The organism is Thiohalocapsa sp., from assembly GCF_019695415.1.
Taxonomy (GTDB): Bacteria; Pseudomonadota; Gammaproteobacteria; order Chromatiales; family Chromatiaceae; genus Thiohalocapsa.
On record NZ_JAIFKJ010000093.1, the window covers coordinates 6,387 to 22,176 of the forward strand.

A 15,790-nucleotide genomic window follows, 5' to 3' on the forward strand; every position below is an offset into this window, starting at 1 on the left:
GCCAGGCCACGGACATCGACATCCCGCGAGATCCTGCATATCCGTGACCAGCTGAACCACATCTTGGCCCGCCATACCGGCCAGCCGCTGGAGAAGATCGCCGAGGACACAGAGCGCGATCGATTCATGGGCGGGGAGGCCGCCGTGGAGTACGGTCTGATCGACCGTGTGCTCGACGAGCGCAGCGTGCCGGCGCCGGCCTGAGGGCGCGGCCGCAACGACCCAGGGGTGGCCGCTGCAAGGCCTGCGGCATGCATTCAGCGTGGCTCGGCGCCGCCGCCCGTCGGCTTGCGATATCGCCGTGAATCGTTATGATAAAACCCACTAGGGAGGCCAGCGCGCCCCCTCCCGCCAGCCGGACCGTCCCGCGGAGACCTCGCGACTTATGAGCGGAAACACACACGGAAAGCACGATGAAGGGAAGCTCCTATACTGTTCATTTTGCGGCAAGAGCCAGCACGAGGTACGCAAACTGATCGCCGGCCCCTCGGTGTTCATCTGCGATGAATGCGTCGAGCTCTGTAACGATATCATTCGTGAGGAAATGCAGGAGGGCATGGGCGAGGCGACCAGCCGCCTGCCCAAGCCGCGGGAGATCAAAGAGAGTCTGGATCAGTTCGTCATTGGCCAGGAGCAGGCCAAAAAGGTGCTGTCGGTCGCGGTCTACAACCATTACAAGCGCCTGGAGGCCGCCGATGCCAAGGAAGACATCGAGATCTCCAAGAGCAACATCCTCCTGATCGGCCCCACGGGCTCCGGCAAGACCCTCCTCGCCGAAACCCTGGCGCGGCTCCTGAACGTCCCCTTCACCATTGCTGACGCCACGACCCTCACCGAGGCCGGCTACGTCGGCGAGGATGTCGAGAACATCATTCAGAAGCTGCTGCAAAAATGCGACTACGACGTCGAGAAGGCGCAAACGGGCATCGTCTACATCGACGAGATCGATAAGATCTCGCGCAAGGCGGACAACCCATCCATCACCCGCGATGTGTCGGGGGAGGGCGTGCAGCAGGCGCTGCTGAAGCTCATCGAGGGCACCGTCGCGTCCGTGCCACCACAGGGTGGCCGCAAGCACCCGCAGCAGGAGTTCCTGCAAGTCGACACGTCCAACATCCTCTTCATCGTCGGTGGTGCTTTCGCAGGTCTCGACAAGATCATCGAGCGGCGCTCCCGCAAAGGCGGTATCGGCTTCTCCGCCGAAGTGCATTCCAAGGACGACAGCAAGAAGATCGGCGAGCTCCTCTGCGGCGTGGAGCCGGAGGATCTGATCCGTTACGGCTTGATTCCGGAATTCGTCGGCCGCCTGCCGGTGATGGCGACGCTGGACGAGCTGGACGAGGAGGCGCTGGTTCGCATCCTCACCGAGCCCAAGCATGCGCTGTACAAGCAGTATGGCCGCTTGTTCTCCATGGAAGGCTGCGAGCTGGAGCTGCGCGAGGATGCGCTGAGGGCCATTGCGGTCAAAGCCATGGAGCGGAAGACCGGCGCCCGAGGTCTGCGCACCATCATGGAGCAGGTCTTGCTGGACATCATGTACGACCTGCCCTCTCTGGACAGCGTCAGCAAGGTGGTGGTGGACTCCTCCGTTATTGCGGGCGAGAACACCCCCTTCGTCATCTACGACGGCGTCGAGCAGCAGCGCGCAGCATCATCCGATTGATGCCGGTTACGGCGTTCGCCTGCGCGCGCGCCGTTATCGCGGTGGGCTCCGGCATATCGCTCTTCTCCACGATCCCGGCGCCCGGGGCGGCCGAGCAGGTCGACGCGGTCGGCGAGCTCGATCACGTCCAGGGTGCAGCCCCGCGCCGATCGCCTCCCGGCGACCGGGCACGTGCCTTGCATGACATCTAGCAGCCGTTGTCACGGGCACACCGACGGGTCATCAGCCGAGGCGCTGATTGAACCGCAGCCGATGCGCCCAAACCTCACTCTCCATCTAAGATTTCTGCAACTGCCTTAGGTGCAGGCCGCGACATTGATGCGGTGTTGTGCCAGCCAGTGCGGCCAACCGGAGCAAAGATTCATGGGCGAAACCGTGCTCGAGAACAACGATTCCACCCCCACCGAACAGGACGTTCCAGTGCTGCCGCTGCGCGACGTCGTGGTCTATCCCCACATGGTCATCCCGCTGTTTGTTGGGCGGGACAAGTCCATCAAGGCGTTGGATGCCGCCATGGGCACCGACAAGCAGATCCTGCTGATCGCGCAGAAGAACGCCGACGTCGACGACCCGGCGGTGAGCGACCTGCACGCCATCGGCACCCTGGCGAACGTACTGCAACTGCTGAAGCTCCCCGACGGTACCGTAAAGGTCCTAGTGGAAGGTCATCGTCGCGCCAAGGCGAAGCGCTTCGTGACGACCGAAGGTGCCTTCTCAGCGGTGGTCAGCCCGCTTGCGGATCAGCTCGAGGCCGATGAGCGTGAACAGGAAGTGCTGATGCGCTCGGCAGTGACCCTGTTCGACCAGTACGTCAAGCTCAACAAAAAGGTACCGCCGGAGGTGCTGACGTCGCTGTCGAGCATCGACGAAGCGGGCCGCCTCGCAGATACCATGGCCGCGCACATGTCGCTGAAGCTCGAGGAGAAGCAGCACGTGCTTGAAATGGTTAACGTGCAGGAGCGCCTCGAGCATCTGATGGGCCTGATGGAGGCCGAGAACGATATCCTGCAGATGGAAAAGCGCATCCGCGGGCGCGTGAAGCGCCAGATGGAGAAGAATCAGCGCGAGTACTATCTGAACGAGCAGATGAAGGCCATCCAGAAGGAGCTGGGTGAGCTGGAGGATGCCCCCAACGAGCTGGAAGATCTCGGCAAGCGTATCGAGGAAGCGGGCATGCCGAAGGAGGTCAAGGACAAAGCCACCGCCGAGCTCAACAAGCTTAAGCTCATGTCGCCCATGTCTGCCGAGGCGACAGTGGTGCGCAACTACATCGATACCCTGGTCTCGGTGCCCTGGAAGAAGCGCACCCGCATCCGAAATGACATCCGCGTTGCGCAGAAGGTGCTGGATGCCGATCACTACGGGCTGGAGAAGGTGAAAGAGCGCATCCTCGAATATCTGGCCGTGCAGCAGCGGGTGAAGAAGCTGAAGGGTCCCATCCTGTGCCTGGTGGGTCCGCCTGGGGTCGGCAAGACCTCGCTCGGCCAGTCCATCGCCCGGGCGACCAACCGCAAGTTCGTACGAATGTCCCTCGGTGGCGTGCGTGACGAGGCCGAAATCCGCGGCCACCGGCGCACGTACATTGGCGCGCTGCCGGGCAAGATCATCCAGAATCTCGCCAAAGCGGGGTCGCGCAACGCCTTTTTCCTGCTGGACGAGATCGACAAGATGGCCATGGACTTCCGCGGCGATCCGGCGTCGGCGCTGCTGGAGGTCCTGGATCCGGAGCAGAACCACACCTTCAACGACCATTATCTGGAGGTCGACTTTGACCTATCGGAGGTGATGTTCGTCGGCACGGCCAACACCCTGAACATCCCCCCGGCCCTGCTGGACCGGATGGAGGTGATCCGGCTTGCCGGATACACCGAGGATGAAAAAGTCAACATCGCCCAGCGCTACCTCATCCCAAAGCAGATGAAGAACAACGGGCTGAAGAAGGACGAGCTCACCATTCGTGAGTCGGCCCTGCGCGACGTGATCCGCTACTACACTCGCGAGGCGGGTGTACGCAACCTGGAGCGCGAGTGCTCCAAGATCTGCCGCAAGGTAGTCAAAGAGGTCCTACTCAAGAAGAAGTCGGACGCGTCCGTCGTCGTGACACCCAAGTCACTGGACAAGTACCTTGGTGTGCGCCGCTTCCGCTTTGGACGCGCCGATGAGCATGATCAGATCGGGCAGGTCACGGGTCTCGCCTGGACTGAGGTGGGCGGCGAGCTGCTGCGTATCGAGTCTGCGCTGGTGCCGGGCAAGGGCAAGTTCACCTACACGGGTCAGCTCGGCGACGTCATGCAAGAGTCCATCCAGGCGGCGCTCACCGTGGTACGCAGCCGTGCAGCGGCGCTCGGTATCGACCCCGATTTCCACCAGAAGAACGACCTGCACATCCACGTGCCTGAAGGCGCGACGCCTAAGGACGGTCCCAGCGCCGGTGTCGCTATGTGTACGGCGCTGGTCTCAGCTTTGACCCAGATACCGGTGCGCTCCAGTGTCGCCATGACCGGCGAGATTACGCTCAGAGGCGAGGTTCTGCCCATCGGCGGGCTCAAGGAAAAGCTGTTGGCCGCGCATCGCGGCGGCATCGAAACGGTGCTGATCCCGCATGAGAACGAGCGGGATCTTGTCGAGATCCCGAAAAACATCAAGCAAAGCCTCGACATCCGCGGCGTGCGCTGGATCGACGAGGTGCTGGATGTCGCCCTGACGGAGCATCCTCGGCCTGCTACGGAGGCGCAATCCCCGACGGATGCCGAAGCTGAGAAGGCGCCACCAGCGAAGCCGGAAGAGAAGCCGAGCGGCGCGCGCACGCACCACTGATACTGGTTCGCGCGACATCCCCGGTGATCGCTGCCCATCTGGCTACCGGGGATATCTCGCGCGGCCAGCGGGCTTCGAGCAACCGCTGTCCGGTGGATGCGCCGCACGCCGCGCGCCGCGCGCCGCTGGAATATCGGCCCTGGTTGGACGGATTGCGACGGCACAGGGCTGAAACAGCGCGCTCATGGCCCAAGGGTCCGCAACGCCCCGACAAAGACCCTCAATTGACCTTGTCGATTCGCTTGACAGCCTTGCGTGCACTCGACAACATGCGCTGCAGGCTGGGTCGGCGCTACCGCCTGCCACTGCCTTCACGCTTCATCTGAACGCGCGGTTTCCACGGTCTTGCGAGACATCGGGGGGAGAATGAACAAATCGGATCTTATCGACGCCATGGCGGAAGGGGCAGACATCTCGAAGTCCGCCGCAGGCCGGGCGCTCGACGCACTGACGGACTCAATTGCCGTTGCCCTGAAAGGCGGTGACAGCGTTTCCATCATCGGGTTCGGGACCTTCATGGTAAAGGAGCGTGCCGCCCGAACCGGCCGCAACCCGCAGACCGGCGCGACCATCGAGATCGCAGCCTCGAAGACGCCCTCGTTTAAGGCTGGCAAAGCCCTCAAGGATGCAGTACAATAACGGGCTTCGTTGGGTGATGCAGCGGGTGCTTAGCTCAGTTGGCTAGAGCATCGCCCTTACAAGGCGAGGGTCGCAGGTTCGAGCCCTGCAGCACCCACCAGGCAGCGTGCTTGAGGCTGCACCCGCAGAGCCAGCGCCCGACAGGCAGCGAGAGACCAGTCACTTGTCAACGCACGCTGGCGGCATAGACCTCGAGTCTTTTGTGTCAACAGCGCCGAGCCGCGGAGCATAGCTCGTCCGAGCCGTGCTCGCTCTGGCCGGCGTTACCGGTCAGCAGTGGGGGTGTCGAGCAGTACCTCGAGTTTCCTGACTGCGATGCACGCGGAGCAACCGCGAGCGGCTCGTCGTCAGTGGGCACTCGCTGGTCATGAGCTGGCCGCACCAGGGCCGGTCCGTGCCCAGCCGAGGACGGCCAAGCGAGATTTCTACGGAGTGGTAGTTCAGTTGGTTAGAATACCGGCCTGTCACGCCGGGGGTCGCGGGTTCGAGTCCCGTCCACTCCGCCAACCTTGATCAAGGCGCGCCCCGCTTCTCCGGGGCGCGCCTTTTTTGTGCCTCCTTTATCGGGAGCGATTGGGAACTTCCGGATCGAACAGCAGACCAGGTCTGAACCATGTTGCAGGCGATCAAAGAACGGGCTCAAGGTTGGGTTGCCTGGGCCATCGTCATCCTCATCAGCATCCCTTTTGCGCTGTGGGGCATTCAGTCCTACCTGGGCGTGGGCAGCGCGCCCGTGGTTGCGAAGGTGGATGGTGCCAAGATCACGGAGCGCCAGCTCGACCGCAACGTGCAGCGCGCGCGGATGCAGTTGCGCGAGCGATTGGGTGCGGCCTATGACCCCGATCTGTTCGCGGCCGCGGAGCTGCGCGAGCAGATACGTGAGCGGATGATCCGCGACGCGGTGCTGCTAGAGGCCTCTTACGATATGGGCCTGCGGGTATCGGATCAGGCGGTGCGGGCCGCGATCCTGGCGGAGCCGGCATTTCAAAGTGACGGCATTTTCGACAAGGCGACTTACGAGCGCGTGCTGCGTCTCCAGGGCCTGACCCCTGCGGCTTATGAGGAGCAGCTTCGCCAAGGCTTGCTCTCGACGCAGCTGGCCCGTGCGGTGACCGCATCGGGCTTCACGACTGATGCTGAGCTGGCTTCGGCCATCCGCCTGCTGCGTCAGCGGCGCGATATTGCGTATCTTGTGCTCCCGCAGGCCGGCTTCCTGCCGGAAGCGCCGCCGACGGACGCGGAGATCGAGGCCTATTACCAGGCCAATCCGGAGCGTTTCGAGTCACCGGAGCGCATCAAGTTGTCCTACATCGTGCTCGACGCCGATGCACTCGGCTCCGCTGACGTCAGCGAGACGGATCTGCGCGCAGCATACGAGCAGCGCATCGATGAGTTCACCACGCCGGAGCAGCGTGCCCTTCGTCATATCCTGCTGACGGTGCCGGCGGATGCGGACGGTGCTGAGGCGGAGGCCGTGAAGGAGCGCGCTGCGGCCCTGAAGGTCGAAATCGCTGCGGGCGCTGACTTTGCTGCCGTCGCCGCCGAGCATTCCGAGGATCCGGGCAGCGCCGATGCGGGCGGGGATCTGGGTATGGTGTCCCGCGGCATCATGGACCCGGCCTTCGAGCAGGCGGCGTTCGCGCTCGCCCCGGGCGTCGTCAGTGACCCCGTGCGCTCGCGCTTCGGCTATCACCTTATCGAGGTGACGTCGGTGGAGGGCGGCGAGCCCAAACCATTCGATGAGGTCCGCGAAGAGCTCGTGCGCGAGTTGGGCCGCGGCGATGCGGAAGCCGCCTACTTCGAGATCGCCGAGCAGCTCGCGAATCTGACCTACGAATCGCCGGACAGCCTCATCCCGGCGGCCGAGGCGCTCGATCTCGAGATGCAGACCAGCGACTGGATCGAGCGCGGCGGCGGCGAGGGCATCCTCGGCAGTCCCAAGGTCATGACCGCAGCCTTCGGCGAGGATGTCCTGGTGCGTGGTAACAACAGCGAGTTGATCGAGCCGGATCGGGATCGCATGCGCGCAATCGTCTTGCGTGTCACCGAGCATGAGCCTGCGGCTCTCCGCCCGTTGGCCGAGGTGCGGGAGGAGATCACCGCCGCACTCGAGGCGGATCAGGCCTCCAAGGCCGCCCTCGCGGAGGCGGAATCCATGGTGGCACGCCTGCGCGATGGTTCCGATCTAGCCTCGATCGCCCCGGCAGCAACGGACGATGAAGACGCCGCGGATGCGGGCGACGGCGCAGGGACAACAATTCAGGAGCCCGGGCTGGTGTCCCGCAACGAAGCGGGCGTGCCGCCCAAGGTGCTCGAGCTGGCGTTTGCCGCACCACGGCCGGCCGACGCGGGTACGACGTACGCCGCAGGTGAGCAACCGAACGGCGATGCGGTGGTCGTCGCGGTGCGCGCTGTGGAGGACGGCAGTGCGGACGACATGGAGCCAGGCGCCCGTGATGCCGAGCGCCGTCTGCTGACCCAGATCCGCGCCGAGCACGGATTTGAACAGGTGGTGGACGATCTGGTCGCTAGGGCCGATATCGAGCGCGAGCCCCTCGGCGGCGATACGCCCTAAGGGGGTTGCAGGAGCGCCCGGCGGTCGCCTAACAGCGGCCGGCGGGGCGGGGCGCGAGCCGAGCCGGTCAGCCGAGCCCGAGAATGTGGTAGCCGGTGTCTACGTAGAGCACATCGCCGGTGATGCCCGAGGCGAGGTCGGAGCAGAGGAAGGCCGCTGCGTTACCGACCTCTTCGATGGTGACATTACGCCGCAGCGGGGTCCGTTCTTCCACTTGTTTCAGCATGCTGCGGAAGTCCGCAATGCCCGCCGCCGCCAGCGTCCGGATGGGGCCCGCGGAGACGGCATTTACGCGGGTGCCTTCGGGACCGAGTGCCGCTGCCAGGTAGCGCACATTGGCCTCCAGGCTCGCCTTGGCGATACCCATGACATTGTAGTTCGGCACTGCCCGGACAGCGCCGAGGTAGCTCATGGTCACCAGGGCCCCGTTGCGCCGGGCCATGAGCTGACGTCCGGCCTTGGCCAGTGCGCCGAAGCTGTAGGAACTGATATCGTGCGCCGTCGCGAAGCCTTGCCGGGTCAGCGCGTCCACGTAGTTCCCCTCCAGCTCCTCTTTGGGTGCGAAGGCGATGGCATGCACGATGCCGTCGAGGCCATCCCAGTGGCCGGCTAAGGTCTCGAAACAGGCGTTGATCTGCTCATCGCTGCTCACATCCAGCGGGATCGCAATGTTGGAATCCACGGAGCCGGCCAGATCTTCCACTCGGCTTCTGAGCTTTTCGCCCTGGTAGGTGAAGGCCAGCCTGGCGCCCTCGCGGTGCATGGCCTGTGCGACGCCCCAGGCGATGGAGCGGTTGCTCGCGACGCCGGTGATGAGAAAACGCTTGTCGGTCAAAAACCCCATCAGATGGTCTCCGTGGTCTGCCGGTGTCAGTCAGTGTTGAAGTCATGAGTCGGGCGGCGCGCATCATCCTGCGCCCGCAGCCCAGCCACATTACCGAAAGCCTGCCGATGGCGAAAGCAGGTGCGCCGGCATCGCAGGACCGCAGCGCCAAAATGGCGGCGCTCCTGGGTTTGGTGATGGCGGCGGCACTGTTGCTCGGAGGCTGCGGCGAGCCACCATGGAACAACCCATACCCGGAGCACCAGGCCGGTGAGAACATCCTGTACGGCGCCTTCACTGAGCGCCCGAAGCACCTGGACCCGGTGCGCTCCTACAGCTCAAACGAATACTCGTTCATCGCCCAGATCTACGAGCCGCCGCTCCAATACCACTTTCTGAAGCGCCCCTACACCCTGGTGCCGCTGACCGCCGAGGCGGTGCCCGAGCCCACTCACTTGGATGCCGAGGGCAACCTGCTGCCGCCAGGCGCGGACCCGAGCCGAATCGCGGTGACGGAATACTTGATTCGCATCCAGCCCGGCATCCTTTACCAGCCGCACCCGGCCTTCGCCATTGACGCCGAAGGCACGTATCGCTACCACGATTTGTCCCCGGAGCGGGTCGCCCGCCTGAACAAGCTCTCGGACCTGCCGGAGGCCGGCACCCGCGAGCTGACGGCGGAGGACTACGTGTACCAGATCAAGCGCCTTGCGGCGCCCTGGCTGCACTCGCCCATCGCCGGGCTCATGGGAGAGCACATCCTCGGCTTCAAGGACTACTCCAAGCGGTTAGAGGAGGCTGCGCCTCAGCCGGTCAACGGCGAGCGGCCCTTCTTCGACCTGCGCCAGCTCGACTTTCCAGGCGTCGAGGTGGTCGACCGCTACAGCTACAAGGTACGCATCCAAGGCCGCTATCCCCAGTTCGTCTACTGGCTCGCGATGCCCTTTTTCGCGCCCATGCCGTGGGAGGCAGAGGCCCTCACCAACCAGGCAGGTATGGCGGAGAACAACATCACACTAGACTGGTATCCCGTGGGCACCGGGCCCTTCATGCTCACCGAGAACAACCCCAACCTGCGCATGGTGCTGGCGCGCAATCCAAACTTCCATGGCGAGGCGTATCCCTCGGAGGGCATGCCCGGGGATCGGGAAGCCGGACTGCTCGACGACGCGGGTAAGCCGCTCCCCTTCATCGACCGCGCCGTTTACAGTCTGGAGAAGGAGAGCATTCCGTATTGGAACAAGTTCCTACAGGGCTATTACGACACCTCCGGCATCAGCTCGGATGCCTTCGATCAGGCCGTCAAGTTCGACGCCGCCGGCGAAGCTGGGCTGACCGCGGACATGCAAGCCAAAGGCATTCAGCTCAGCACCGCTGTGCAGACCTCCATCTGGTACATGGGCTTCAACATGGAGGACGACGTTGTCGGCGGCGACTCCGAGCGCGCGCGGCTGCTGCGCCGAGCCATCAGCATTGCCGTGGACTTCGGCGAGTTCATCTCGATCTTCGCCAACGGCCGCGGCGTGCAGGGGCAGGGGCCGCTGCCGCCCGGGATATTCGGCCATCGTGAAGGCGAGGCGGGTATCAACCCTTATGTGTTCGATTGGGCGCACGGGCGCCCGCAGCGCAAGCCCGTCGAAGAGGCCCGCGCGCTGTTGGCGCAGGCGGGCTATCGCGACGGCCGCGATCCCGCGACCGGCCGACCCTTGAGCATCTACTACGAGGCTATGGATGCGGGTCCGGACGGCAAGGCCAGGCTCCACTGGATGCGCCAGCAGTTCGCCAAGCTCGGCGTCGAGCTCATCGTGCGCGCCACCGACTACAACCGCTTCCAACCGAAGATGCGCGAGGGCACCGGCCCGGTGTCCATGTGGGGCTGGAACGCGGATTACCCGGACCCGGAGAACTTCTTCTTCCTGCTCTACGGGCCGAACCGCAAGATCGACGGCGGCGAGAATGCGGCCAATTACAGCAATCCGGAGCTGGACCGTCTGTTCGAGGAGATGAAAAACATGCCGGATGGGCCGGAGCGCCAGGCCGTCATCGACCGCATGACGGAGATCGTGCGCCGGGATGCACCCTGGTCCTTCGGCTTCTATCCCGAGTCCTTCAGCCTCCACCACCAATGGATCGGCAACGTGAAGCCGAACCTCATGGCCAATAACACGCTCAAGTATATCAGCCTGGAGCCTGGCATCCGCGAGGAGATGCGCGCCGCTTGGAACCCGCCCGTCCTCTGGCCCATTGGCGCCATCGTTGCCGTGCTGGCGGTAGGAGCGCTGCCCGCCATCGTCATCGCCCGCCGGCGTGAGCGGAGTGCCGCGCTGTGAGCGCCTATATCATCCGCCGGCTCTTGTACGCCATTCCGATCCTGATCGGCGTCAATCTGATCACCTTCGTGCTCTTCTTCGTCGTCAACTCGCCGGACGACATGGCGCGGATGCAGCTCGGGGACAAACGCGTCACCGAAGAGGCGGTGCAGGCATGGAAGGCCGACCACGGCTACGATCGGCCGCTGCTGTTCAATTCGCAGGCACAGGGGCTGGCGGCGCTGACGGACACGATTTTCTTCCAGAAGTCGGTCAAGCTCTTCGCCTTCAACTTCGGTACCTCCGACAGCGGCCGCGACATTGGCTACGACATTCGCCAGCGCATGTGGCCGAGCCTGGCCATTGCGCTGCCGGTATTGCTGGTGGGGCTCGCCATCAACATCAGCTATGCGCTGATGATCGTCTTCTTCCGCGCCACCTACATCGACGTTGGCAGCGTCGTGCTGTTGGTGGCCATGATGTCGATCTCCGGACTCTTCTACATCATCAGCGGCCAGTTCCTCATCGGCAAGCTGTTCCACCTGGTGCCCATCTCCGGCTACGACACGGGATTGGAAGCCGCCAAGTTCCTCATCCTCCCAGTCATCGTCGGCGTCGTGGGCGGTATCGGTACGGGCACGCGGCTATACCGGACCTTCTTTCTGGAGGAGATCAACCGCGACTATGTGCGCACCGCCCGTGCCAAGGGCCTGCGCGAGCGCGTTGTGCTGTTCCGCCACGTGCTGAAAAACGCACTGATCCCGATCCTGACCGGCGTCGTGGCGGTGCTGCCGCTGCTCTTCATGGGCGCGCTCATCACCGAGTCCTTCTTCGGTATCCCCGGCCTCGGCAGCTACACCATCGACGCCATCAACCGCCAGGACTTCGCCATCGTGCGCGCCATGGTGTTCTTGGGCTCGGTGTTGTACATCCTCGGGCTGATCCTGACGGACATCTCTTACACCATGGTCGACCCGCGGGTACGCCTCGCATGAGAACGGCTGCCATGAACAGGGGGCAACCGGCATGCCAGTGATCCTGACCACGGATGCGCTGATCTTCCTGCTGATCGCAGTGGCGCTGGGCTACGGCGTCTACGCCTCCCAGCACGAGCACCTGCGTGCGCCCTGGCGCAGTGTGGCCCGCTCTCGTGTGGGTGTGGCGGCCTTGGTCGTCATCGGTTTCTACGTGCTGATCGGACTCTTGGACTCGATGCACTTCCACCCGCGCATCGAGCCGGTGCGGGCGGGGGAGTCCGCAGTGCCGGCGCAGACGGACGCTTTGCGTGCGGACGCCGGCGACGCTGCTGCCGCGCCGGTCGAGGCCCGCTATTCCACGCAGGTGCTCTCTGTGCTGGATGTGATCCTGACCGGTCTCAGGGAGCGGCAGGAGAAGACCTTCTCGGCACCCTTCGCGACGCATCTCTTCGTCAAGGAGCCCATCGAGCAGCCGGACGGGACCATCGTTCGCGGCTACCCGCCGCTCGAGCATGGCGGTGCGCACCTCAAGGACCCGTCCAGGCGCGGCTTCGACATCGCCGTGCGCACCGTCCTCGGTGCCATCAAGGGGCTCTTGGTCTGGATGGCGCTGACGGCGGGCCTGGTCTGGCTCGTTGCCCATGCCCGCAGCGAGGATTTCAACGACGGCGCCAGCGCCATCTGGCAGCGCCGGACCGACGTGCCGTGGCGGGTGATGCTGATCACGCTGGCAGCGATGTTGGTGCTGAGCTTCGTCGCCGCCGAGCTGGCCGCGGGCTACCACATCCTGGGCACCGACAAGGTCGGCGAGGATGTTTTCTACCAGAGTCTGAAAAGCATCCGCACGGGACTGGTCATCGGTACGCTGACCACGCTCGTGATGCTGCCGGCAGCGGTGATCCTCGGCATCATGGCGGGCTACTTCCGCGGCATCACCGACGACATCATTCAGTACCTCTACACCACGCTGAACTCCATCCCCGGCGTGCTGCTCATCGCCGCCGCCATCCTGATGCTGCAGGTTTACATGACCAACAACGCTGATCAGTTCGCGAGCCTCGTGGAGCGCGCCGATCTGCGTTTGCTGTTTCTGTGCATCATCCTCGGCGTGACCAGCTGGACCGGACTCTGCCGGCTGCTGCGCGGCGAGTCGCTGAAGCTCCGCGAGCAGGACTATGTGCAGGCGGCCTCGGCGCTCGGAGTGCGCCACGCCACCATCATCAGCCGCCACATCCTGCCCAACGTGCTGCACATCGTCATGATCACCGTGGTGCTGGATTTCAGCGGCCTGGTGCTCGCCGAGGCGGTGCTCTCTTACGTCAACATCGGTGTCGACCCGACCATGAACAGCTGGGGCAACATGATCAACAGTGCCCGCTTGGAGCTGGCGAGGGAGCCCATCGTCTGGTGGTCCCTGGCAGCCGCGTTCGTGTTTATGTTCACGCTGGTGCTGGCGGCCAACCTCTTCGCCGACGTGGTGCGCGATGCCTTTGATCCCCGCCTGGCGAGGGTCAAATGAACCGCACCGCCGCCGCTGTGTCTGTCGACGCCCCTAACGCCGGTGACGTGCTGCTCGAGGTCGCCGGTCTCACCACGGAGCTGCCGCCGAGCCGCGGCGGCGAGCGCCCGGTGCGCGTCTGCGACGACCTGGGCTTCAGCGTTGAGCCCGGCGAGACCCTGGCCCTGCTCGGCGAGTCCGGCTGCGGTAAGTCCATGACGGCCTTGTCGTTGATGCGGCTGCTGCCGCTGGGCGGACGGATCGTCTCAGGCTCGGTGCGCCTCGGCGGCACAGACCTGCTCAGGCTCACGGAGCGGGACATGCGCCGCATCCGCGGCGGGCGCATGGGCATGATCTTCCAGGAGCCGCAGACCTCGCTGAATCCGGTGCTCACGGTGGGCGCGCAGATCGCCGAGGCGGTGCGTGTGCACGAGGGCATGCCGCGCGCCGGCATCCCGGCCCGTGTCGTGGAGCTGTTGCGCGCCGTGGGCATTCCGGACCCGGCACGGCGCGCCGAGGAGTACCCGCACCAGCTCTCGGGCGGCATGAAGCAGCGCATCATGATCGCCATGGCCTTGGCCGGCGACCCGGAGCTGTTGATCGCGGACGAGCCCACCACCGCGCTGGACGTGACCATCCAGGCCCAGGTGCTGCAGCTGCTGAAGGGCGTGCAGCGCGAGCGCGGCATGGCCGTGCTGCTCATCACCCATGATCTCGGCGTCGTCGCCGAGACCGCGGATCGGTTGGCCGTGATGTACGCCGGGCAGGTCGTCGAGCAGGCGAGCGTAGATGCCTTCTTTGCGGGTCCCGCGCATCCCTACAGCCGCAAGCTGCTGGAGAGCCTGCCGGATGCGGACAAGCGCTCGGGGTCGCTCGCCGTCATCCCGGGGCGGGTGCCGCCGCTGGATCAGGATTTTACCGGCTGCCGCTTCGCCCCCCGCTGCTTTCGGGTCATGGACCGCTGCCATGACACCGTGCCCGGCTGGCTCGACGCCGGCGCCGAGCAGCGCGTGCGCTGCCTGCTGTGGGAAGGCGGCTCGCCCGAGTTCGCACCGGTGGCCGCCCAGGAGATCACAAGTGGTGTGGAGGCAGCCGGCGCTGGGGATGAGCTGCTCCGCACCGATGGGCTCAAGGTCCACTTCCCGATCCGCCGCGGACTCTTCAAGCGCACCGTGGGTCACGTCAAGGCCGTCGACGGCGTCGATCTGACCCTCTACACCGGGCGCACCCTGGCCCTCGTGGGCGAGTCCGGCTGTGGCAAGACCACCGCCGGCAAAGGCATCCTGCAGCTGGAGCGGCCCACGGCCGGTGCCGTGCGCTACGAGGGCGTGGACCTGGCGCGCCTCACGCCCGGCCGGCTGCGACCCTATCGCAAGGACCTCCAAGTCATCTTCCAGGATCCCTTCGCGTCCATGAACCCGCGCATGCTGGTGGAGGACATCGTCGGCGAAGGGCTCCAGGCACTCGGCATTGCACCGAGCCGCGCCGAGCGGCGCAAGCGCGTGGCGGCCCTACTGGAGCAGGTGGGCATCAGCGAGCAGGCCATGGGCCGCTATCCGCACGAGTTCTCCGGCGGTCAGCGCCAGCGCATCTGTATTGCCCGTGCGCTCGCGGTTGAGCCCAGGCTCATCGTCTGCGACGAGCCCACCAGCGCGCTCGATGTCTCGGTCCAGGCGCAGATCCTCAACCTGCTCAAGCAGCTGCAGCAGGATCTCGGCCTGACCTACCTCTTCATCACCCACGACATCTCGGTGGTGTCCTACCTCGCCCACGAGGTGGCTGTGATGTACCTCGGGCGCATCGTCGAGCGAGGCACCACGGAGCAGATCCTCGCCGAGCCCAAGCATCCCTACACCCGGGCGCTGCTCTCTGCCGTGCCCGTCGCCGATCCTGAGCGCCGGCGCGAGATCATTCAGCTGGAAGGGGACATGCCCTCACCGGCACACCCGCCACCCGGCTGCCATTTCCATCCGCGCTGCCCGGAGGCCATCGACGCCTGCGCCGCAGCGTATCCGCCCGAAAGCACCCTGCAAGACGGCCGACTGGTGCGGTGCATCCGTGTCGAGGATGCATGACGCCCGGCCCCGCCTATTCGCAGCTGCCGATAGTGCTGCTTGCAACGGCTAGAGCTAGCCAACCCCGATGAGGTTGAACTTGGGCGCGAGTCCCTGGCCCGGGAGCTCTACTCCGAGAGCATGCGCCGGCTCTAAGTCGGACGCGAGCAGCTCTAGGACGGAAGAGTCCGGCTCTACACGCGCAGGGAGCTGCTTGGCGACCCGTCTGGACCGACGCCTTCGGCGCAGCCCATGAGCGGCGGCGTGTGACCGAACATCACCGGTTGCGGCTTACGGGTCGCGTGAGATGGACCCTCGCGCGACTGGGCCAGGGCCTCGCACCGCAACGCGACTCGCTGGAAGGGAGGGGACACTCCAGACGGAGTAGCATGCGGAGTAACGATCTGGGTCCAGGCCGCATTAGCAGGACACTAA

General features: G+C 64.9%; 10 protein-coding genes and 2 tRNA genes. 11 read left to right on the forward strand and 1 reads right to left on the reverse strand.

Going from position 1 to position 15,790, the window contains the following annotated elements; all coding sequences use genetic code 11:
• The 7 genes from I6U14_RS01765 to I6U14_RS01795 all read left to right on the forward strand — a co-directional run.
• On the forward strand, window positions 1–204 hold a 204-nt coding region (locus tag I6U14_RS01765), incomplete at its 5' end, for an ATP-dependent Clp protease proteolytic subunit (RefSeq protein WP_296896380.1).
• Between the two features lie 181 nt (window positions 205–385).
• Window positions 386–1,663, forward strand: coding sequence for an ATP-dependent Clp protease ATP-binding subunit ClpX (clpX, locus tag I6U14_RS01770; protein WP_296896383.1), 1,278 nt, complete (start codon window positions 386–388; stop codon window positions 1,661–1,663).
• Between the two features lie 363 nt (window positions 1,664–2,026).
• The gene (lon, locus tag I6U14_RS01775; RefSeq protein ID WP_296896386.1) at window positions 2,027–4,480 is read left to right on the forward strand and encodes an endopeptidase La; all 2,454 of its coding nucleotides are present in this window, start codon (window positions 2,027–2,029) and stop codon (window positions 4,478–4,480) included.
• Window positions 4,481–4,846: 366 nt separating this feature from the next.
• Window positions 4,847–5,119 (forward strand): HU family DNA-binding protein, encoded by a 273-nt coding sequence (locus I6U14_RS01780; RefSeq protein WP_296896388.1) that lies wholly within the window; start codon window positions 4,847–4,849, stop codon window positions 5,117–5,119.
• A 23-nt stretch (window positions 5,120–5,142) separates the two neighbouring features.
• A tRNA-Val gene (locus I6U14_RS01785) sits at window positions 5,143–5,219 on the forward strand.
• 329 nt (window positions 5,220–5,548) lie between these two features.
• Window positions 5,549–5,625 (forward strand) — tRNA-Asp (locus tag I6U14_RS01790).
• A 107-nt stretch (window positions 5,626–5,732) separates the two neighbouring features.
• Window positions 5,733–7,694: a SurA N-terminal domain-containing protein gene (locus I6U14_RS01795; RefSeq protein WP_296896390.1), complete on the forward strand. Its 1,962-nt coding sequence runs from the start codon at window positions 5,733–5,735 to the stop codon at window positions 7,692–7,694.
• Window positions 7,695–7,761: 67 nt separating this feature from the next.
• Here I6U14_RS01795 and I6U14_RS01800 read toward each other — a convergent pair whose 3' ends face one another.
• Window positions 7,762–8,538, reverse strand: a complete 777-nt coding sequence (locus tag I6U14_RS01800; protein ID WP_296896393.1) for an enoyl-ACP reductase — start codon at window positions 8,536–8,538, stop codon at window positions 7,762–7,764.
• Window positions 8,539–8,714: 176 nt separating this feature from the next.
• Here I6U14_RS01800 and I6U14_RS01805 point away from each other — a divergent pair, with 176 nt between their 5' ends.
• Genes I6U14_RS01805 through I6U14_RS01820 form a run of 4 tightly spaced genes read left to right on the forward strand, consistent with a single transcriptional unit; the run spans window position 8,715 to window position 15,376 of the window.
• Entirely contained in the window at window positions 8,715–10,847 is a 2,133-nt protein-coding gene (locus I6U14_RS01805; protein WP_296896404.1) for an ABC transporter substrate-binding protein, read from the forward strand.
• Complete coding sequence (locus I6U14_RS01810) at window positions 10,844–11,821, forward strand: ABC transporter permease (RefSeq protein ID WP_296896395.1); 978 nt, start codon at window positions 10,844–10,846, stop codon at window positions 11,819–11,821. The genes I6U14_RS01805 and I6U14_RS01810 overlap by 4 nt, the downstream gene beginning before the upstream one ends.
• A 31-nt stretch (window positions 11,822–11,852) precedes the next feature.
• Window positions 11,853–13,322 carry an ABC transporter permease gene (locus tag I6U14_RS01815; RefSeq protein ID WP_296896399.1) on the forward strand — a complete coding sequence of 490 codons (1,470 nt, stop codon included), beginning with the start codon at window positions 11,853–11,855 and terminating at the stop codon, window positions 13,320–13,322.
• Entirely contained in the window at window positions 13,319–15,376 is a 2,058-nt protein-coding gene (locus tag I6U14_RS01820) for an ABC transporter ATP-binding protein (protein ID WP_296896401.1), read from the forward strand. Before I6U14_RS01815 ends, I6U14_RS01820 begins: the two co-directional genes overlap by 4 nt.
• The last annotated feature ends 414 nt before the right edge of the window (window positions 15,377–15,790 follow it).

Coding starts and splice junctions, on each gene's coding strand:
- I6U14_RS01780 (WP_296896388.1), top strand. CDS start 4,847: ATGAACAAATCGGATCTTATCGACGCCATGGCGGAAGGGGCAGACATC.
- lon (WP_296896386.1), top strand. CDS start 2,027: ATGGGCGAAACCGTGCTCGAGAACAACGATTCCACCCCCACCGAACAG.
- I6U14_RS01800 (WP_296896393.1), bottom strand. CDS start 8,538: ATGGGGTTTTTGACCGACAAGCGTTTTCTCATCACCGGCGTCGCGAGC.
- I6U14_RS01795 (WP_296896390.1), top strand. CDS start 5,733: ATGTTGCAGGCGATCAAAGAACGGGCTCAAGGTTGGGTTGCCTGGGCC.
- I6U14_RS01805 (WP_296896404.1), top strand. CDS start 8,715: ATGGCGGCGGCACTGTTGCTCGGAGGCTGCGGCGAGCCACCATGGAAC.
- I6U14_RS01820 (WP_296896401.1), top strand. CDS start 13,319: ATGAACCGCACCGCCGCCGCTGTGTCTGTCGACGCCCCTAACGCCGGT.
- clpX (WP_296896383.1), top strand. CDS start 386: ATGAGCGGAAACACACACGGAAAGCACGATGAAGGGAAGCTCCTATAC.
- I6U14_RS01815 (WP_296896399.1), top strand. CDS start 11,853: ATGCCAGTGATCCTGACCACGGATGCGCTGATCTTCCTGCTGATCGCA.